The organism is Okeania sp. SIO2C2, assembly GCF_010692625.1.
Classification (GTDB): domain Bacteria; phylum Cyanobacteriota; class Cyanobacteriia; order Cyanobacteriales; family Microcoleaceae; genus Okeania; species Okeania hirsuta.
Genome location: NZ_JAAHGM010000001.1, coordinates 32,310 through 52,828 on the forward strand (window position 1 = coordinate 32,310; position 20,519 = coordinate 52,828).

The 20,519-nt window shown below is 33.2% G+C and carries 16 protein-coding genes and 1 pseudogene; 9 read left to right on the plus strand and 8 right to left on the minus strand.

Features of this window, described 5'->3' with window-relative positions; genetic code table 11:
- The first annotated feature begins 5 nt into the window (after positions 1-5).
- Positions 6-902, plus strand: coding sequence for a 2-carboxy-1,4-naphthoquinone phytyltransferase (gene menA / locus F6K18_RS00160; RefSeq protein ID WP_287517536.1), 897 nt, complete (start codon positions 6-8; stop codon positions 900-902).
- A gap of 336 nt (positions 903-1,238) precedes the next feature.
- Entirely contained in the window at positions 1,239-1,637 is a 399-nt protein-coding gene (gene msrB / locus F6K18_RS00165) for a peptide-methionine (R)-S-oxide reductase MsrB (RefSeq protein WP_124143994.1), read from the plus strand.
- Positions 1,638-1,858: 221 nt separating this feature from the next.
- Here msrB and F6K18_RS00170 read toward each other — a convergent pair.
- Positions 1,859-2,632 (minus strand): annotated as a pseudogene (locus tag F6K18_RS00170) (RNA-guided endonuclease InsQ/TnpB family protein); the annotation flags it as partial.
- 36 nt (positions 2,633-2,668) lie between these two features.
- Here F6K18_RS00170 and F6K18_RS00175 point away from each other — a divergent pair.
- Together F6K18_RS00175 and menH are read left to right on the plus strand one after the other, a co-directional pair.
- Positions 2,669-2,845, plus strand: coding sequence for an anacyclamide/piricyclamide family prenylated cyclic peptide (locus F6K18_RS00175; protein ID WP_287242959.1), 177 nt, complete (start codon positions 2,669-2,671; stop codon positions 2,843-2,845).
- Between the two features lie 181 nt (positions 2,846-3,026).
- Positions 3,027-3,857, plus strand: coding sequence for a 2-succinyl-6-hydroxy-2,4-cyclohexadiene-1-carboxylate synthase (menH, locus tag F6K18_RS00180; protein ID WP_353734971.1), 831 nt, complete (start codon positions 3,027-3,029; stop codon positions 3,855-3,857).
- Positions 3,858-3,868: 11 nt separating this feature from the next.
- On the opposite strand, the gene F6K18_RS00185 is transcribed toward menH, so the two are convergent.
- Positions 3,869-4,429: an EF-hand domain-containing protein gene (locus F6K18_RS00185; protein ID WP_287517537.1), complete on the minus strand. Its 561-nt coding sequence runs from the start codon at positions 4,427-4,429 to the stop codon at positions 3,869-3,871.
- Between the two features lie 587 nt (positions 4,430-5,016).
- On the opposite strand from F6K18_RS00185, the gene F6K18_RS00190 reads away from it, so the two are divergent.
- The 4 genes from F6K18_RS00190 to F6K18_RS00205 all read left to right on the plus strand — a co-directional run bounded on the left by F6K18_RS00190 (position 5,017) and on the right by F6K18_RS00205 (position 10,073).
- Complete coding sequence (locus F6K18_RS00190; RefSeq protein ID WP_287517538.1) at positions 5,017-5,979, plus strand: o-succinylbenzoate synthase; 963 nt, start codon at positions 5,017-5,019, stop codon at positions 5,977-5,979.
- A 321-nt stretch (positions 5,980-6,300) separates the two neighbouring features.
- Positions 6,301-6,453 (plus strand): hypothetical protein, encoded by a 153-nt coding sequence (locus tag F6K18_RS00195; RefSeq protein WP_287517539.1) that lies wholly within the window; start codon positions 6,301-6,303, stop codon positions 6,451-6,453.
- The gene (locus F6K18_RS00200; RefSeq protein ID WP_287517540.1) at positions 6,437-7,882 is read left to right on the plus strand and encodes a 2-succinylbenzoate--CoA ligase; all 1,446 of its coding nucleotides are present in this window, start codon (positions 6,437-6,439) and stop codon (positions 7,880-7,882) included. The genes F6K18_RS00195 and F6K18_RS00200 overlap by 17 nt, the downstream gene beginning before the upstream one ends.
- Positions 7,883-8,951: 1,069 nt before the next feature.
- The gene (locus F6K18_RS00205) at positions 8,952-10,073 is read left to right on the plus strand and encodes an alkene reductase (protein WP_287517541.1); all 1,122 of its coding nucleotides are present in this window, start codon (positions 8,952-8,954) and stop codon (positions 10,071-10,073) included.
- A 263-nt stretch (positions 10,074-10,336) separates the two neighbouring features.
- On the opposite strand, the gene F6K18_RS00210 is transcribed toward F6K18_RS00205, so the two are convergent.
- The gene (locus F6K18_RS00210) at positions 10,337-11,338 is read right to left on the minus strand and encodes a glycosyltransferase family 2 protein (RefSeq protein ID WP_287517542.1); all 1,002 of its coding nucleotides are present in this window, start codon (positions 11,336-11,338) and stop codon (positions 10,337-10,339) included.
- A 1,013-nt stretch (positions 11,339-12,351) separates the two neighbouring features.
- On the opposite strand from F6K18_RS00210, the gene F6K18_RS00215 reads away from it, so the two are divergent.
- The gene (locus tag F6K18_RS00215; protein WP_287517543.1) at positions 12,352-12,654 is read left to right on the plus strand and encodes a hypothetical protein; all 303 of its coding nucleotides are present in this window, start codon (positions 12,352-12,354) and stop codon (positions 12,652-12,654) included.
- A gap of 1,098 nt (positions 12,655-13,752) precedes the next feature.
- On the opposite strand, the gene F6K18_RS00220 is transcribed toward F6K18_RS00215, so the two are convergent.
- The 5 genes from F6K18_RS00220 to F6K18_RS00240 all read right to left on the minus strand — a co-directional run bounded on the left by F6K18_RS00220 (position 13,753) and on the right by F6K18_RS00240 (position 20,366).
- Complete coding sequence (locus tag F6K18_RS00220; protein ID WP_287517544.1) at positions 13,753-14,454, minus strand: TVP38/TMEM64 family protein; 702 nt, start codon at positions 14,452-14,454, stop codon at positions 13,753-13,755.
- 66 nt (positions 14,455-14,520) lie between these two features.
- Positions 14,521-15,489, minus strand: a complete 969-nt coding sequence (locus F6K18_RS00225; RefSeq protein ID WP_287517546.1) for a glycosyltransferase family 2 protein — start codon at positions 15,487-15,489, stop codon at positions 14,521-14,523.
- A 297-nt stretch (positions 15,490-15,786) separates the two neighbouring features.
- On the minus strand, positions 15,787-17,355 hold the full coding sequence (locus F6K18_RS00230) for an MBOAT family O-acyltransferase (protein ID WP_375341281.1): 1,569 nt from the start codon (positions 17,353-17,355) through the stop codon (positions 15,787-15,789).
- Positions 17,356-17,413: 58 nt separating this feature from the next.
- A complete protein-coding gene (locus tag F6K18_RS00235; protein WP_287517548.1) occupies positions 17,414-17,998 on the minus strand; it encodes a hypothetical protein in 585 nt (194 codons plus the stop codon).
- Positions 17,999-18,479: 481 nt separating this feature from the next.
- Positions 18,480-20,366, minus strand: coding sequence for a DCC1-like thiol-disulfide oxidoreductase family protein (locus tag F6K18_RS00240; protein WP_287517549.1), 1,887 nt, complete (start codon positions 20,364-20,366; stop codon positions 18,480-18,482).
- Positions 20,367-20,519: the final 153 nt, after the last annotated feature.

Genomic DNA, 20,519 nt, shown 5'->3' on the forward strand with positions numbered 1-20,519 from the left:
TTAAGATGACATTTCAAACAATAAATCAATCTCAAAAAAAATTATGGCTAGCTGCCATCAAACCACCTATGTATAGTGTAGCTATTATGCCTATATGGGTGGGAACTGCAATAGCTTTCTGGGAAAAAAATTCGATTAATTGGTCGATTTTTTCAACATTTCTTACATCAGCAATTTTAATTTTGGCCTGGGAAAATATTAGTAATGATGTATTTGATTCAGAAACAGGTATCGATAAAAATAAACACCATTCTTTAGTAAATTTGACAGGAAATAAATCTTTGATGTTCGTCCTGAGTAATTTATTTTTACTGTTGGGAATTTTAGGAATTTCAGGAATTAGTTGGTGGCAAAAAGATTTAACGGTGATTGGATTAATATTGTTGTGCTGTTTTTTGGGATATATTTATCAAGGTCCTCCTTTTAGATTAGGATATCAAGGCTTAGGAGAAATTCTCTGTTTTTTTGCTTTCGGTCCTTTGGCAATTTCTGCTGCTTATTATAGTCAAACTAAAAGTTGCTCAATGATAAGTTTGACCGCATCAATAATTATTGGAATTACTACTACTATTATTCTCTTTTGTTCTCACTTTCACCAAGTAAAAGATGACTTAGCAGCAGGGAAGCTATCGCCTATTGTGAGAATGGGAACTAAAGCAGGTTCTCAATTATTAAGTTGGTCTTGTGGTATTGTTTTTGTACTCATTTCTATCTGTGTAGGTTTAGGAATTTTCCCTGTTTGGACTCTGTTAAGTTTTGGTGGTTTACCATTTGCTATTCATTTATGTCGCCATGTTGGTAATTATCACGACCAACCAGAAAAAGTTAGTAACTGTAAATTTATTGCTGTTTATCTACATTTTTTTAGTGGATTATTATTTGGTTTGGGATTTATTATTTAAACATGATATATGGGAAATATGAGGAGCAGGAAACAGGGAACAGAAAACAGTGGGAAAAATATTTCCCTGTCTAAGATTGATTGTCACTCTTAATAGACATCTCCAATAATAAAAAATAAAATCAATTATCGTAGATAAATCATCAATTATTTCCATCTACTCTGTAGGGACGTTGGATTCAACGTCCATATTTTCTATATAATTTTCTGCCCAAGGAAAAAAACAATCCTCAGAATGCTTAACAATATGTTACAATTAGTCAAGCATGACAATATATAGCACTTAAAAATTAGGTGTTGTGCTCAAAAATAATCTGTGAATAGGAATATTAAAAGTATGGTTAGTAAAGTTCAAAAAAGCGAAAAAGAGTGGAAAGAACAACTCACACCAGAACAGTTCAATGTAACTAGAAAAAAGGGAACTGAAAGACCATTTACAGGGGAATATCACAACAATAAAGAAAAAGGAATATACAAATGTGTTTGTTGTGGTGTTGACTTATTCAGTTCCGAAGAGAAATATGATTCTGGCACAGGTTGGCCGAGTTATTGGGCACCGATTAATCAGGATAATATCAAAGAAGAAGCTGACTGGAGTTTATTTATGCGAAGAACAGAAATTCTCTGTAGTAATTGTGATGCTCATCTCGGTCATGTTTTCCCTGATGGTCCTCCACCAACTGGATTGCGTTATTGTTTGAATTCTGCTGCGCTGAAGTTTGTTAAGTCTGATTGACGTTCTCCTCTGCCTAAAGGCAAGAGGATTCTAAATATCACTATGCTCGACTTTCTCTTTCGTCGAGTCGGCTTATCTGTTTGGGTTTCCCCATCCAGACAGAGGCCAGTCTCTCCAGAGATGTTACTTTCCCCGCGCCCCGGGGTAGTTGATAGTTGCTTGAGAGCAGATTGGAGAATGTTGATTGCAGCATTTGCCTCCTAGGTCGGAGCTACGCTAACGTCTCTATCTGCTTCATAACCACAGTGGGGACATTTATGGGTTCTAGTGCTTAAAGTTTTGCTTACTTTTTTACCGCAGTTCGAGCAGTTTTGAGATGTATTGAATGGCTCAACTGCGATAACTGGAACTCCATAAATGCTGCCAAAATACTCTAACCATTCCCTAAATTTGTACCAAGCAGCATCATTAATGGACTTGGCTAAATGATGATTTTTAACCATGTTACGCACTTTTAGGTTTTCTATCGCTACCAAGTCGTTAGACCGGATGACGTGCTGTGCTGCTTTGCCAGCCCAATCGTTACGTCTGCGTAATACCTTGAGATGCGTTCTACCCAACCGATTTCTTGCTTTTATCCTGTTTTTGCTACCTTTTTTAGTACCAGATAAACGCTTCTGTAGCTTTTTGATTTGGCGCTCATCCTTTCTGAAAAACCGAGGATTATCGACTTGATTACCTTCAGAATCGGTGTAGAAATGATTTAAACCTACATCTAATCCCGTTTGTTTTCCTGTTAATTCTTTTTTTTTCTCCCTGGTGTGGTCAATCAAAAACTGAGCATAATAACCGTCATACCTTCTAATTATTCTGACTCGTTTAATTTGTTTGAGTTGATAATAATGAAGGTTGCGACTTCCCCATAGTTTAAAAGTACCAACTTCAAATTTATCCGTTAAAGTCAAATAACGTCTATCTTCTGAAAGTTTTCAACCAGAGGTTTTATATTCAACCGAGGCTCTGACCTGGTATTTTTTAAACTTAGGATAGCCCTTCTTTGATGAGCTAACTTGATAATAGGAGAAAGCACAATGAAAAAAGAAAAGAAAAATCTTCTACCTCAAATATCTGCACCAGTCCAGCGACAAATCACAGGTCAAGAAGTAACAGCTCAAAGCTCAAATAATGGCATAGCTTCATCTATCTTTGGTATTGAGGAGCGTGGTAGCGGAGTTTACTTAACTTTTGCAGGAGATGATGCAGAGTAAAGCTCTTAAATAATTACATATCTCAGAGTACTTCAAAATTTTTTCTCTAACTTTATCAGTTTTGATTAATTTTAAATCATGCAAAAGTAAATGAGTCTAGAGAAAAATAACAAAGGTAGTAAAAAATTAAATGTCTGTGAATAATCTACCGCCAATTATTACCCTAATCTAGGGTTTTTTTTTGACAAAATTGACAGAAATATCTTGTTATTATCAACTCAACTATTATTTAACAGGTAAGACTAATAACCCTGTTATTCTATTACTACATGGATTTATGGGAAGTAGTAATGATTTTGTCGATTTCATTCCCCAATTATGTGAATATTTTTGTTGTCTAACAGTTGATTTACCTGGACATGGGAAAACTATGGTTACTGGCAGTGATGAGTATTACGATATGGAACATACTGCCATAGCATTGATTCATTTATTAGATGAGTTGAAAATTGATAAATGTTATTTATTTGGTTATTCAATGGGTGGTAGATTAGCTTTATATATGGCAATTAATTTTCCCACTAGATTTAGCAAGTTGATATTAGAATCAGCGTCACCAGGATTAAAGACTGAAATGGAGCGATCGCTCCGTTGTAAATCAGATTTAAGGTTAGCTGATAAGTTAGAAAATAGTAATTTTCAAGAATTTTTATCTAATTGGTATAATCAAGCATTATTTAAATCTTTGAGGCAGCATCATAACTTTGAGAAAGTCATAGAAAGACGGTTAGAAAATAACCCTTTAGAGTTAGCAAAGTCTCTCCGAAATTTGGGAACAGGCAATCAACCTTCTCTCTGGGATAAATTATTAAATCATCAGATTCCTACTTTATTAATGGTGGGAGAATCTGATGATAAATTTAAAGCTATTAATTTAAAAATAGTAGAATTATGTCAAGTTGCTAATCTGAAAATAATTCCTGAATCTGGTCATAATATTCACTGGGAAAATCCTAGAGAATGGATTGAAAATGTAATAAATTTTTTGGCAGAAGGAAGGAAGAAGAAGTAATTCAAGAAAAGCTAAATTTCATAGGAACCATAAAGCCAGTTGCCTAAAGCATCAGGATTGTTACTGACATGAAAATCTTGACTTCGTTGAAGATATTCTTCTCGTGAAATATACCCTTTTCCATCCCCATCTAATTTGATAAATGCAGATTTAGCAGTTGCTTCATCTAAACCAATAGCTCGGCAAAATTGTATGTATTCAGATTGAGAAATAGTTCCATCATTATCCGCATCAAGGATACTGAAAATAGTATTAGCTTTAGCAGTATGAGATTCCTGCATTTCTCGTGAATTAGGAAAATTATCAACAGATACCTCGACAACTTTTAAGTATTCCTGAAGACTCACTTTTCCATCACCATTAATATCAGCAGGTTGCCAAAAATTCGTCCAGATATCCTTAAACTTAGCAAGAATATTTTCAAATTCTAATGTTCCAGGTTGCCAATCTCGCAATTGAGCAAGATTTTTTGCCCACCTTTGTAAGTCTGCTTCTTCTACATAGCCACTACCATCAACGTCATATACATAAAAATTCTTAGTGTGTTTTTTTGTCAACAACTCGGTAAGCATTTTTTTCCTTTGAGAAAGAACAAGATAAGTATGTCACGACTATAATTGATTGCCGAGTAATTTTCAAGAGTCAGATTTAAAATTAGCTGATCAATTGAAAATGTAAGGATGATTGTGATTTTTAGGTAAATAAATCAGACAGTAAAAATACAACTTTTATAGATGTAGTCTAATCTAATTAAAACTGCTATAAATTTTATCCTTACCTTGCAATAAAAAAGGCAAAGAGGTTAAATTTTTCAAAAAAATCTTCCCCTAAAAATTATGTACTATCAACTTTTTATAGATGTAGTCTAATTTAATAAACACTACTATAAATTTTATAGCAGTCACTAAGGGGCTTAGGACATAAAAGACAAACATAGCTATCGCCTCTATGAGATGGTCTAATAATTTGATATTTTTCTCTGTCCTAACCGCTGTAGCAGTTGCTATATAGTCATTCCAATTAAGATTGAGACACTTAACCTTGATATAATCCTTAAAAATAAGGGATTTATCCGTCTCATTTTTATTTGAAACTACTATACCTTGCAAAAAATAGACTAGGAGGTTGAATTTTTCAAAGAAAACCTTCCACAAAAATTATGCACTATCAACTAAAATTTTTCCTCTACAAAAGGAACTTCAAACAACCTCTCAAAACCAGCCATGGTATCTGGAATATTAGAGAAGGAATTATTTTGCAACTAACCAGTGAAACTGGAAAAATAGGTTTAGGTGAAATTGCACCTTTGAGTTGGTTTGGCTCTGAAACGTTGTCAGAAGCTTTAGATTTTTGTTACCACTTACCAACAGAAATTACAGTAGAAACAATTTTATCTATTCCTGAAAATTTACCTGCTTGTAAGTTTGGTTTTGAGTCAGCTTGGGAAAATCTTAGAGAAAGAGAAATAGACAAGAAAGAAGGATTAAAAAGTTCTCATTTTTACAGTGCTTTATTACCAGAAGGACAGGCAGCTCTAGAAATTTGGCAGCAACTATGGCAAGAAGGATATCGTACTTTTAAATGGAAGATAGGAGTTAATAAAATTCAAACGGAACTACAAAATTTTCAGCAGTTAGTTAAAGCACTTCCTACAGAAGCAAATCTCAGATTAGATGCTAATGGTGGATTAACTTTCGAGGAGGCAAAACAATGGTTAAAAATATCTGAAAATATTAATCTAATTGAATTTATAGAACAGCCTTTACCTGTCGATCAATTTGAGGAAATGTTGGAATTAAGTCATCAACATTCGACCCCTATCGCTTTAGATGAATCTGTGGCTAACTTCAGTAAAATGCAACAATATTATCAACAGGGTTGGCGAGGAATATTTTCGATAAAACCTGCCATTTTTGGTTCACCTTCGCAACTCCGTAATTTTTGCCAAAATCATACTATTGATGTAGTTTTCTCTTCAGTATTTGAAACAAAAGTTGGTAGAAAATCAGCACTACGACTCGCGACAGAATTACAATCAAATATACTTAAAAATCGCGCCTTTGGTTTTGGAATTACCCATTGGTTTGATGAACAAGAGGAAATATGGCAAGACAATTTATAAACCAAATTTTTAACTATCTGAGTGCAAGTAGTGATCGACTAATTGGTAATAATACCGTTTCATGGAAGTCAAAAGTCAAAAGTCAAAAGTTAAAAGTTAAAAGTTAGATTTTATAGGCTCAAAACTTTGATGCGCTCAGTAATTTCAGGAAATTATTTCACATTTCAATATAAGATAATTAATGTAGCCTAATTTGATGAAATTAGTATAAGTAGGTAGGTCTAATTAAACGTTAAAAAATTGTCGGGGCGGGTTTAAGCGAAAGCCTTGAAGTAAGAGCATCTAGTTGTCAAAACCCTCCCTCTTTATTCTATTGAGTATTTGAAACAAAAATTGGTAGAAAATCAGCACTACGGCTGGCGACATAATTACGACAAAATCTACTCAAAAATAGCACCTTTTGCTTTGGAATCATCCATTGATTTAATGAACAAGAAGAAATATGGCAAGACAATTTATGAACCAAATTTTTAACTATCTGAGTACAAATAGTGATTTACTGATTGGTAATAAAAGTATTGATATCTATCCCATTAGTCAAAAAAAGTTTGATTACTTGAACGAAAATTTTAACCCAGAATCTCCACCAAAGATATTTATATCAGAATCAAATCCCGCAGAATTTATTACCAGTTTTGTTGCTACTGTTGCTACTGGTTTTCAAGTCTTTTTATGTAATCCAAATTGGGGTAAACAAGAATGGGAGCAAGTATTAGAATTAGTACAACCAGACATAATTTTTGGAAATACTCCCGACGAAAATTTTCTAGGAGCAGATATATACATATATGATGTATCTCCTCAAAATAGCATCTCTCTAAAACCAATACATACAAATAATAATACCAAGGAATTTTTTCAGAAAAATTTGATTATGATTCCTACTGGTGGCTCATCTGGAAAAGTTAAATTTACCATTCATACATGGGAAACATTAATGGCATCAGTGGAAGGCTTCCAAAAATATTTCCAAGTACAACAAATTAACTCATTTTGTGTTTTACCCTTATATCACGTCAGTGGCTTAATGCAGTTTATGCGCTCCTTTACTACTGGAGGAAATTTAGTAATTTTGCCATCATATAAAGAAATTTTCGACAAAAAGGAATGGAATATTAATCCCAATAAATTTTTTATTTCCCTAGTACCAACTCAGTTACAAAAGCTGATACAAAATTCAGAAACAGCAAACTGGTTATCTAATTTTCAGACAGTGCTTTTAGGTGGCGCACCTGCTTGGCAAGAATTATTTGATATAGCCAGAAAATATCAAATTAAATTAGCACCTACTTACGGAATGACTGAAACTGCTGCTCAAATTGCTACTCTTAAACCCGAAGATTTTTTGATAGGAAATAATAGCAATGGTCAAATTTTACCCCACGCAGAAATTATGATTAAAAGTGAAAATGGGGAAATATTAGGCAAAAATAAAATTGGAATTATTAACATCAAAGCTAATTCTTTAGCATTAGGGTATTATCCCAATATATTTAATCCTTCTGAAACTTTTGTGACGGATGATTTAGGATTTTTGGATAATCAAGGTTGCTTAAATATAGTAGGTCGTCGTAGCCAAAAAATTATTACTGGTGGGGAAAATGTTTTTCCGGCAGAAGTAGAAGCAGCTATTTTGGCAACTGGATTAGTTACTGATGTTTGTGTAATAGGTTTACCCGATAAATATTGGGGTGAAATTGTGACCGCTGTTTATGTTGCTGATGACTTAGAAGTTTCTTTAGAAAAGTTTCTGGCTGCTATTAATGGAAAATTGAGTAAGTTTAAACAACCTAAATCTTGGGTTAAAGTTAAAAATTTACCTCGTAATTCTCAGGGTAAAATTAATCGTGAATTGTTAAAAGAAATAGCAATTCAAAAAAATTATATAATCAATTATGAATAAGAACGAATAAATATATTAGGAATAAATAAATATATTAGGAATATATGAATCAAACAAAAGCTTTAATTATCCTTGCTCAATAGGAAGCTTGAACAAGAGACAGCTTAAAAATGAAAGTTTAGTAAATATTTGGGATAAAGAGGCAGAAGAGGCTTCAACAATTAATAATTAATAATTAATAATTAACAATTACCTCTCCTTGAAAAGAAGAGGATTGACGCGGTAGGGAAAATTTTTTCTTTTCTCTTAGTCGATTGGATATGGCGAGGAGACCTCTCCATCCCACCCTACGGGAAGCTCCGAAGATCGACCGCTTTTCTCCTTTAAAGGAGAGGCTTTAAACCTTAATTATTCGGTAAAAAGACCGAAAATAAAAAATCAAAGATACAGTGATTGTTATGAATAATTATTTAGCACATACAAGTAGTTTAATTAAAGCCAAAAGGAAAGAATAGGAATAGAAAAAATTCTATCTGTTTTTTCCCCAACAATTAACTCCATAATTAAATTTAATAGAAGCAGAATGACATCAAATAAAAGCTCATAAAATTGCCAGCAGAATGTTTGAAGATGAATATGATTTAGCCTTCGGCAATAAAAAAAGTATTTGTCAAAGAAGTTATGCTAAAAAATATCAATTAAAGTAATATAGCAATCCAATTTTATTTGTGCCCAAAATCTTGCTGCTTTTTGGGAATAGGGTATGGGCAATGGGCAAGAGTTTTGGGATTTATTTCTAGTTTTTGAATTTTGACAACCTATTTAGGATTGCCATATAAATTTAACTCTAATTGCTGAAAGATAAAGATACAAAAATATCTATGTTTTTAACTTTTATTTAGGGCAACCTATTTAGTATTTATGATTAACAATTCAGTTATTAGCATTCAGTCTTAACATAATCTTGCTCTTGACTAAGCAAAATTATTTAAGACTAAATCTATAGCCATAGATAGTTAAATATCACTCAAAATTATAATTTTTTGATAACTTCAATCTATGTTTAATTCCAGGTAAAATAAACCAATGAATATGAAATTATCATCCTAGAAACTGAGCAATAAAAAAAATGACTACTCAAACAAATTCACAAACCCTACTAACTCCCTTAATGATGGGAGATTTAACCCTAAAAAATCGAGTTTTCATGGCTCCAATGACCCGATCGCGAGCAGGCACAGAGCGAATGCCCAATGCGATGATGGCCGAATATTATGCTCAAAGAGCTGGGGCAGGTTTAATCATTTCAGAAGCAACTGTCATTTCCAAACAAGCTAATGGTTGGCTAAATACACCAGGCATTTACTCAGACGAACAGACAGAAGCTTGGAAACAAGTTGTAGATGCCGTCCATAGTAAAGGCACTCCTATGTTCCTTCAACTTTGGCACTGTGGACGAGCTTCTCATAGTAGCTTTCACGAAAATAGTCAATTGCCCGTGGCCCCCTCTGCTATTAAGTTGAATCAAGAATACGTTCATACTCCCATTGGCAAACAACCATTAGAAACTCCTCGCGCTCTAGAAACAGAAGAGATTCCAGGAATTGTAGAAGATTATCGTTTGGCTGCCGAACGTGCAAAGTCTGCTGGTTTTGATGGAGTAGAGATTCACGGAGCAAATGGCTATTTGATTGACGAATTTCTACAGTCAAAAACCAATCATCGGAGCGATCGCTATGGTGGCAGTCTGGAAAACAGATTTCAGTTTCTCAAAGAAATTGTAGAGTCTATTTTAACTGTTTGGCCTGCTAATAGAGTTGGGGTAAGAATTTCTCCTAATGGTAATTTTAACGATATGGGTTCGCCAGATTTTCGGGAAACTTTTATTTATGTTGCGCAACAGTTAAATAATTATGGGTTAACTTATCTTCACGTTATGGATGGTTTAGCTTTTGGTTATCACGAATTAGGTGAACCGATGACTTTGGCTGAATTTAGAGAGGTATTCACCAGCACTCTTATCGGAAATTGTGGATATACTCAAGAAACTGCTGAAACAGCAATTCAAGCTGGAAATGCCGATCTAATTGCTTTTGGACGACCCTTTATGAGTAATCCAGATTTAGTAGAACGTTTTACCAATGGCTATCCTCTTAATCCACCTGCTGATGTAAAAATTTGGTATTCATTTGACAAAGAAGGATATATTGATTTTCCCACTTATCAACAATCCCCAGTAAAAGTTTCTTAGTTTAGTAGATAAGTACCTGGCAAAAATCTATTGAAAATTATATTATTCCCCCTTTGTCAGGGGGAGAATTCATATCAAATTTAGATAAGGAGTCAGGAGTCACCAAGTCAGGAGTCAGTAGGTAGAAAAGAGTTTTTCAGTAACTTTAGAGTCAAAAATAGGTATAATTCCCACTATTGTTTTGGGTGAAAATTTACCACTAATTGAATTTCATACATCAAATCAGCAACGCTTAAACGCCTTCTTCCTTCTTCCTTCTTCTATTAATTTTTACCAACAATTTCTCTAACTCGATAAATAGGTCGTTCTTGAGATTCGTGATAAGTTCGCATCAGTAATTCTGCCAATAAACCAAAACTAAATAATTGTAAACCTGCCAGTAATAAGACAACAACTAAAATTAGTAGAGGGCGATCGCCAATCCCTTCATTAAAGCCAAATTTGAGGATAGTTAAATAAATCCCAAAAAATAGACCAACTCCCCCAGAAATCAAACCCAACATTCCAAAAACGTGCATCGGTCTAGTGAGGAATTTTTTCATAAAAAATACTGTTAACAAATCCATCACAACTCGGAAAGTTCGCCCCAAACCATACTTACTTTTACCATAGCGACGAGCATAGTGGTTAACAGGTACTTCTGTAATTCTTGCTCCTTCAATAAAAGCTAAAGCTGGTAAAAATCTATGTAATTCACCATAAAGGTTCATATCAGCAACCAATTCCAAACGATAAGCTTTTAAAGAACAACCATAATCATGTAAATTTACCCCTGTAACTTTACCAATTATCCAATTAGCAATTTTAGAAGGAAGTAGTCGTGTAACAGCATCATCCTGCCTATTTTTTCGCCACCCACTAACTAAGTCATAACCTTCATTGAGCTTAGATAATAATAGTGGAATATCAGCCGGATCATTTTGTAAATCTCCATCTAAAGTAACAACTATTTTGGCCGTAGCATACTTAAACCCTGCTGCCATAGCTGCAGTTTGTCCATAATTTCGGCGGAGAATTACTGCTTTTAAATCTGTACGTTTTTGAGCTAATTCTGTTAGTAGTTTTGTCGAACCATCCCGAGAGCCATCATCTACACAAATAATTTCGTAGGTAAGCTGATTTTCCCTTAAACTAGTAGAAATTGTTTCCAGTAGTTGAGGAATACTATCAACTTCATTGTAAATAGGTGTCACAATAGATATATCTAATAGAGTAGGAGAACTTTTATTTACTCCTATCTCTTGAGTGGATAAATAGTTAGTCATTTTAATTAGCTACTAGGGATAAATCTTTATTTTATTTAGTTTATCATAACCACTTGAATTTTTGACTGAGTATTCGTAGCAGCAAAATTAGTAATAATTTTAACCAAGACTACTCTAGGGGTAAATACAGAAAGCGAAAACTTGTCTAAGAGACTGTTTGTAAAGTTTTGTAATATACAATGATTGACCTTTAAACTGTAACAAATTGGTTATTTATCCCAGATTTATAGGCTGAAATACCCAATTTGCGAGGGGTAAAAACACTTCATAATTCTTTACAAACAACCTCTAAAGTCTCTCAAAATTACTCATAATTATAGCTATAAAACTAAAATGAGTAAGTTTGTTCAGTTGTCTATCCATTGAATCACTATCAGCTACAACTAAGATATGAAACTAGTTGAACATCATGTGATCAGCAAATCAGATTATTCGTGGTCATAAATTGACCACAAGGCTTTTTTGTCTAACAATCTGTTTAACTTAGCTAACTACTATTATCGCCAACATTTCTTTGAAAACAAAAAGAAACTAAGCTTTAATCAACTGTATCATCTAGTATCTAAAAGTTACAATTATCAAGCTTTACCGAATAATTAATAATTAATAATTATTAATTAAATAATTCTGGTTAAAAGCCTCCCCTTTCAAGGGGAAAAAAGCGGTCGAGAGATGGCGAGGACACCTCGCCATATCTAATCGACCAAGAGAAGAAATAATATTTCCTTATATTCAATCAAGGACGGTTTTAACCAGAGGTAATTATCCATTATCCATTATCCATTATCAATTAATGAACTACCAAGGTAATTAAGCAAATAATCAGAAGATTAGACTCAGCTTGGAGTAGTTATTTTGACGCTTTAAAAGAATGGCAAAAACAGCCCAATAGATTTTGAGGAAAACCGAAAATCCCCAAATATAAACATAAGGCAAAAGGCCAAAATATTCTGCCATATCCAGATGAATCAATTTACAAAAAAGCATTAAAAAAAGGAATTTTTCATCTGCCGATGAGTGAAATAAAAATTCCCACTTCACAGACAGAAATAATAGAGGCAAGAATTATCCCCAAAATTAGCTTTTATATAATAGAAATAGTCTCTGAAAAATCGGAGGAAACAACAAATAATCAACAAATAGCAGGAGTATATTTAGGAGTAAATAATTTAATAGCTGTAACGACAAATCAAACAGGAATTTTACCTCTTTTGATTAAAGGCAGACCATTAAAAGCCATTAATAAATTTTATAATAAACGACGCTCTTGTTTACCGAAAAATTGTGGTTTAAAGCCTCCCCTTTTAAGGGGATAATAAATCAAAATTTTCATGATTAGTCAATCCTCTTCTTTTCAAAGAGAGGTAATTATTAATTATTAATTATTAATTATTAATTGTTGAAAATATCAATTAAAAACTAACCAGAACAAATGTCATTCTCATCGGTTAAAAAAATTAACTCACAAAGGAAATTGTCCAGTAGAAAATTATCTCCATACAGTAAGTAAAAGAGTAATAGATTGGTGTTTCATTAATTGATAATTGATAATGGATAATTGATAATTACCTCTGGTTAAAACCGTTACGGGATTGAATATTATTTCTTCTCTTGGTCGATTGGATATGGCGAGGAGACCCGCTCTTGACAGAGCCGCTCCGAAGTACGCCATCCCACCCTACGGGAAGCTGCACTAACGACCGCTTTTTTCCCCTTAAAAGGGTCGGCTTCAAGGCGCGAATTATTTAATTATTAATTATTAATTATTAATTATTAGGTAAACCATGAAATAGGAATTTTAATTATTGGGCAGAATCAGAATTGGAAACAAGAGATAAAATTAGGTAAAAAGAACAATCAACAATTTGTGAATATCCCTGATTATAGGTTAATAGAAATGTTAATATCTAAAACCAAATTAAGAGGAATAAAAGTAATAATTACAGAATAATCGTATACATCTCAATCGAGCTGTTTAGATGGGGATAATTCACCAAAAGATGGAGAAAAAAAACCGAAATTTAGTGGAAAAACAGTAATAAGAGAGTTGTATAAAACCAGGGAAAATAAATTATTAAATGCTGATGCGAATGGGTAATTTAATATAATTAAAAAAGTAATTCCTGATGTCTTTGACCAAGGAATAAAGGGTTTGCCGTTTAACCCTGTGGTGGTCGATCCAGTTGCGTTAAACTAAGCTTTCAGGTTTTTGAGTAAGTTTGAGTAAGTTTAGTTGAGCGGTAATTTCATTACTATATATAAGTTGAGTGAGTTCTGGTTCAGCAGAGCATTAATTCTTAAGATATAGGTGACATAACATAAGAGTTGAAACTAATTTGATGAATCAACTCTTAATTTAAACTTGCTTTTCATTTTTGTTATTTGGTGATTTTTGGATATTAACCAAAAGAGATTTAATTATCAAAAAAATCTGATGAAGATGAATCTTTCATTTCTTCTATAACTTTCTTTGGCAGACTGCGACGACGACGATACCAAGTTGCACCTCCTACTAACATAGCGATGAGACTTAACGCTCCAACTAAAGGCAAAATGTCACCTGTTTTTAATGCTGTTAAACCAGAACTTCCTAACATTACAAAAGGCAAAACACCAGGTAAAGTTCCCAAGATAGTACCTAATAGATAATCTTTAAAACTAACAGATGTTAAACCAGCAGCAAAATTTACTAAACCATAAGGAATGATTGGCAATAAACGAATGGCAAACATATAAAATAATCCTCCCTGACGCATTTCAGCATCCATTGCTTGCCATCTTCCAGCCAACTTTTGAGAAATCCATTCTCGACCTACAGTACGAGAATAATAAAATGCGATAATTGCAGCAATTATTGCTGCTAAACTTGTCCATAATGTACCTATCCAGGGTCCAAAAATTGCGCCTCCAGCCAGATTAAGTGCTGTAGAAGGTAAAACTAAAATAGTTGCTATTGTATAAATAACTATATAGATTATTGGCGCCCAAATACCTGCTCGTTCTAGCCAACTTTGAACTTGTTCCGGAGGTAAACCACCTAATAAATAAGCTGTTATTCCCGTGGCAATTATACAAATAATTGTCAGGAGAAAAATACCAGTTTTAAAATTGAACATTAAATCTCTACTCCGACCCAAAATTACTGCTTTAGTATTCTTGATTTAATGACAAAAACTTTGAGATTATTCACTCCTAGTCATCTGATTTTCAAATCCATAACTTTCTCTGACTAAATAAAGAGGTCTTCTCTTGACTTCTTCATGAACGCGACCTAAATATTCACCTAAAATTCCTAGAGATAATAACTGCATTCCACCTAAAAATAATATCGCTACTATTAATGAAGCGTAACCAGGAACATCAATTCCAAATATCAAAGTCCGAATCACTAAAAAGCTAGCATAAATAAATGAAATTAAAGAAATTGATATCCCAATATAGCTCCAAATTTTGAGAGGTATTGAACTAAAAGCAGTGATACCTTCAATTGCTAAATTCCAGAGTTGCCAATAATTCCATTTTGTTTCACCTTTGAAACGAAGATCTCGGTCATATAATATTGAAGTTTGTTGATAACCTACCCAGGAAAATAAACCCTTCATAAAACGGTTAGTTTCTGGTAACTTTTTGAGAGCTTCTACAACTTTTCGGTCCATTAACCTGAAGTCGCCAGTATCGGGCGGAATTTCTACAGGGGTCAAACGTTGAATTGTACGATAGAATCTTTGGGCTGTGAATTTTTTGATCCAACTTTCTCCTTGGCGCGATCGCCTAGTTGCGTAGACCACATCATATCCTTCTCGCCACTTGGCTATCATTTCCACAATTAATTCTGGTGGGTCTTGTAGATCCGCATCTATGGGTATAACTGCATCGCCTACGGTATAGTCAATACCTGCTGTTATAGCAATTTCTTTACCAAAGTTACGGGAAAAGTTTACTACTTTAATTAAGGAATTGCGTTGATGATATTCTACTAATAACTTTAGAGTATTATCTTGACTACCATCATTAATACATATTATTTCATAAGTCATTTCTAGAGGCTTTAGCACCGATATTAGCCGTTCAAACAAATAATCAATATTTGGCTCCTCGTTATAAAAAGGAACGACTATGGAAAGTTGTACTTTCTTTTCTTCTGAAAGCATATTAAAAGCAAATATAAAGTCGTGACCATCCAGATTATACCAACAACAAATTTATGCTATTCCCCTTATATCGAATATTAATTAATTTTTATCAGGTACTTATATAATTTAGTATTTCTATTATTTGGCTTTTACTTCCATCAGAAAATATAGTAAAAATATGTATATAGTCAAAAACTTTTCTAATTTTTTGGTAGATTAAGCTTGAGAGAATGTAGAATCAAGTTGATTATTGTTACTCATATTTATTTACCAATAAAAGTATTTTTTAACTCATATAAATACTCAATATAATTTTTATCTAATTTTTTCTGCTAGCTTGGCATCATATTTTTGTTTAATTTCTTTTACCAAGTTTACTTCATTAGGATGATTTTTAACCCAAATTTCTCGGTCTTGACGAATTTTTATGAGATGAGATTCAATATTTTCTGAATTAATTAAAATTCCAAAATCCTCTGGTACTTCTTCTTTTTTGTAAGAGAGGAGCCTATTCAAAATTAAATTCCCTACTTTAGGAGTGTAATGAGAATTATCTGTATAATTTTCCATATTATTATGGATAGGTTCAGTTGTGATACTGTTATATCCATAAAAATCAAATACATCACTAATTTCTACAACTTTACGTTTCCATTCTTCAAAAGTTGACCACTGACCAGAACTTTTAATAATTTCCCATTGAGTTGCATGAGCAGGAGAAATATATGATATTAATTTAATTTTATTTTGTTGGCATAAATCGACTACTTTTTTAAATTCATCTAGTAATTGAGTAGATAGTTGATAGGTTGTATGGTAACCCACATAATAATTACCCATAATTTTTTCAAATCTAGACTTAGTTTTTTTAGGGTCAACATTTAGATAAGGTATAAATCCATTTTCTCCATCAAAAATATTATTTGGTAGATTTTTATTACTATCAATTACTCTTGTCAAAATACCAATCCAAACTGCCCACCACCAAGTAGGTTTTAATTTTGCCAAAATTTCCTGAGTATTTGGTAAGAAACTTACAGAAAAGGTTAAACCTATTAAACCCAAAATTGAGAAAATTTTACTCCCCCAAAGTTCTGGCAAATAAGTCATATCCGACCAAGATTTAAGCTGAAAACCAAAATTAGTTAACACAGATAATTTACCTTTAGCTTCTCCTGGCATAAGTACTCCATTTAAACCTGCCATTGTCTGTAAAATTTCTAAACCATCCTGAATATTTTGCGCTCTAAATAAAACCCAACTAACAATAACAGCAACAAAAGTAATTACCCATGCCAATACTTTCGGCATCGGAATATTTAACTTTCGCCACCAATGATTAATTGATACATAAACACCATGCAAACCTCCCCAAATCACATAAGTCCAACCTGCACCATGCCATAATCCACCTAACAACATTGTTGTCAAAAGATTACTATAACGACGTACTTCTCCACGACGACTTCCACCCAGAGGAATATATAAATAATCTCTCAGAAAATTGGATAAAGTAATATGCCAGCGTCGCCAAAAATCACTAATAGAAGTAGCCTTGTAGGGAGAGTTAAAATTAATCGGTAATTTAATATTAAACATCAACCCCAAACCTATCGCCATATCAGAATAACCAGAGAAATCAAAATATAGCTGAAAGGTGTAACTTAAAGCTCCTACCCAAGCTTCAATAAAACTCAACTCATAAGCATTATTCAAAGCTCCTACGACCCAAGGCGATATAGTGTCAGCTATCAATACTTTTTTACACAATCCCAAACTAAAAAGACTTAAACCCAAAGCCATATTTTTCTGGGAAAAAATAAAATTACGCAATTGACGAAACTGAGGAATAAGTTCATCGTGGCGTAAAATAGGTCTGGCGATTAATTGGGGAAAGAAAACTACAAAGAAACTATAAGTGAGTAAATCATATCAAATCCGTTTAATTCGGTATAAAAACATTCTTTATCTTCACCATTACCAAATCTTCATAAATTTTTTCCCTCCTGACTCCTGAGGACTGACTCCTGACTCCTACTTCAAAAGATTTTATACCGATGCTACCGGATTTGATATCATAATTAGTCTCTCTTGTTTCCCCACGATAAGCATCTACTAAATAAGCTATCTGAGTAAAAGTATAAAAAGAAATTGCCAAAGGCAAAATAATTTGCCCTGCATTCAAATTTGTAGAAACTACTGAATTAACAGTATCCAAGAAAAAGTTCGCATATTTATAATAGGAAATTATTCCTAAATTAACAGCTATACCTACCCAAAGTAAAACATTTGCTCGCTTACTTTCTGGTTTAGCTTCAGCAATAAATTTCCCCATTTGAAAATTCCACAAAATTGAAATTATCAGCAGAGGCAAATAAGCAACATTCCAATAACCATAAAAAGCAAAAGAGCTAGCAGTTAACCAAACCTTAGCAGCTTTAATTAAACCAAACTTGGTTAAAGCAAAGAATATAATCAGAGTTAAAGGTAAAAAACCAAAGATAAAAACATAAGAGTTAAATAACATACCAGGGCAAACGCATCTTATTTTGAAGTTCTTGTAGGGCAAGGATGTCAGGCTTCTAAGTATTTATACTCATTACTCTTCTAAAGCTTAACGGTAGAAGGTTCCAGAATTTAGATGCGTTTTCCCTGAATTAAGATACCTAATCACTTTCTCCGATACGATTTTGCTAACAAATGTTAACAATGCACAGCAAGATCGCCTGCTGAGGGGGTATCTCCCAAAGTCTACAAGAAAACCTGTAGACGCTTTTTAAACACTTACATCGTTTTGGTGATCGACGTTCGCAGAAGTTTTAATTACTTGACCATGCTAGGGGTAACTTATCAGGATAGCCGTTACATAGTGGCCTGGTTTTTCACCACAAACTACTCTGTCTGCACATGATTATAGTACAATCTATGCAACTATATCGGTATAACTATATCAACGTATATGAATTTATGTGAATAAATATTAGCAAATCAACAATAGTTAATCAACCCTAATTATTTTCTTGGTCATCTGAACAAGATTTTTGCATGACACTTTTCTTTTCCACAGTTTGTGTTTCCCCTGGTGGTACAGTTCTCTCATCCATAAAGAAAATATCCAAACTTTCTAATTTTTCTGCACCCTGATTATTTTTATTCCATTCACGACAAACATACTCTGCATAATAAGGATAAAGTTTTTTACCTATAGCTCGATTGAAATTTAGGAAATAAGTCCGCCATTGCATATTAGAATACAATTTATTAAATTGTTTCATAGTTGGTTTATCCCAACTTACAGGTTCTCCTTTTTCATACAAAACATCAACTTCTTTACCATTTTTCAACTTACCAGGAATAACATGCCAACCATCATCTCTAGGTGGAGCAGGAGCAAAGATACTCCAAGATTTCTCTAATTTTGTCACCTTACCAAAAACATCCAACCTTTGTACAATCCGACGTTGAAATAATTTGTGAGTCTTAGTAATTAAATCTTGCTTTTGTACTTTTCTTCTTTGATAGGTTTGTCTGACAAAACTTTTAACGTTCCAAATAAAAGTATAAATAATTAGTAAAAATATAATGATATTTAATCCGCGATAAGGACGTATATTTAAAGGACGAAATTGAAAAGGTTTAGTAAAGTTGCCAGCAAATTTTCTATTATTGGCAATAGTTTCATAAAATTTAGTTCCAATTGGCATGATTGATGGTAATCCCATCACAAAAGCCAAAGGTTTAAATATAGGAGACAAACTAAATACATAAACTAAAGCTTCCCATTTAAAAAGTCGATTTTCTTGCCAGTCTACCACTACCCAAGAATTTTTATCCTGCATATCAGCATAGATAGATTCATCAGTTTGACAAGTCGTTAATGGCGTTCCCGGTAAAATCAAAAAAGTGCGTAGCAGATAAACAACTTTCTTACAAAATCCACAGTCTTTATCATAATAAATCTTTAATCCTTGCCGTTCATTTGTCTTAATTTTTTCCTGCCAATTATTCCATACTGGTGTAGGAATCAAAGCCAACCAACTAACAATACTTAAAAAAGGAAATATTCCTATAGTAAAACACAAACCAAAAGTAATATGTAAAAGAATAAATGAAACAACAGCAAAGGAACGGAAAAACGTAATTCCAAAAGGAATAAAAATCATCCAAGGTCCTAACCATTCAAACCAAAGAGCTGCCCAGGTTAGTAACTTTAATATAGGCTGAGGAAAACTTAGTAAAATTTGCCCGAATGTTGTAGCATACCCATCAAAACTCAAAGAATAATAGACAGCATCTCCATCAGGCCACCATAATTCACTTTTTGTTTTATATGCTGCTGAACCTGCATAAATAAGCACCATTTGTGCCATTAATGCAAAAGTAGCAGCAGAACAAATACGTTTCGGTAATTTTTCTGTTGATGAATTCAATGCACTATCAATTGAATAGTTTGCTCCCAATGGTAAGAACATTGACCAAAAAAGTAGCACCCTTAATACATCATCTCCAGCAAAAATCAGGGTAGGATTTCTATTATGAATAGAAATAATAAACGCCCACATAGCAATAGTTGCTAATCTAGTTCGATATCCTACTAGCAAAGCTATAGCTATTAATCCTGCAAATAAGAAAATTAACCCCTGTACAAAAGCTGCACCACTAATTGAATTTATTGACCAATACAAAGGATTTGAAATTTCCTTGAGTAATGTTCGGGGCAATACTCCAGCATCACTATAATGAGCTGTTAAATCTCCAGCACGGATAATTAAATCTGTGATAATTATTAATGCTAACCCTATTCTAAATAGGGCAAGCGATCGCAAATCTAAACCAAACAATTTTTCCAGTGTGGCACCTAAATTATTTTTTTCCTTTTCCATACTTACTGTCATTTTAATTATTTATAGTAATTTCATTTGAGTTGCGTAAAAAACATGGTTGCTTTTAGGCAACAGGCAACAGGCAACAGGCAACAGGTAAGAAGGTTTGCCGAACTTTTTACTATTAGTAAATAACTAATTCTTGTTTGACATATTATTTGAAAA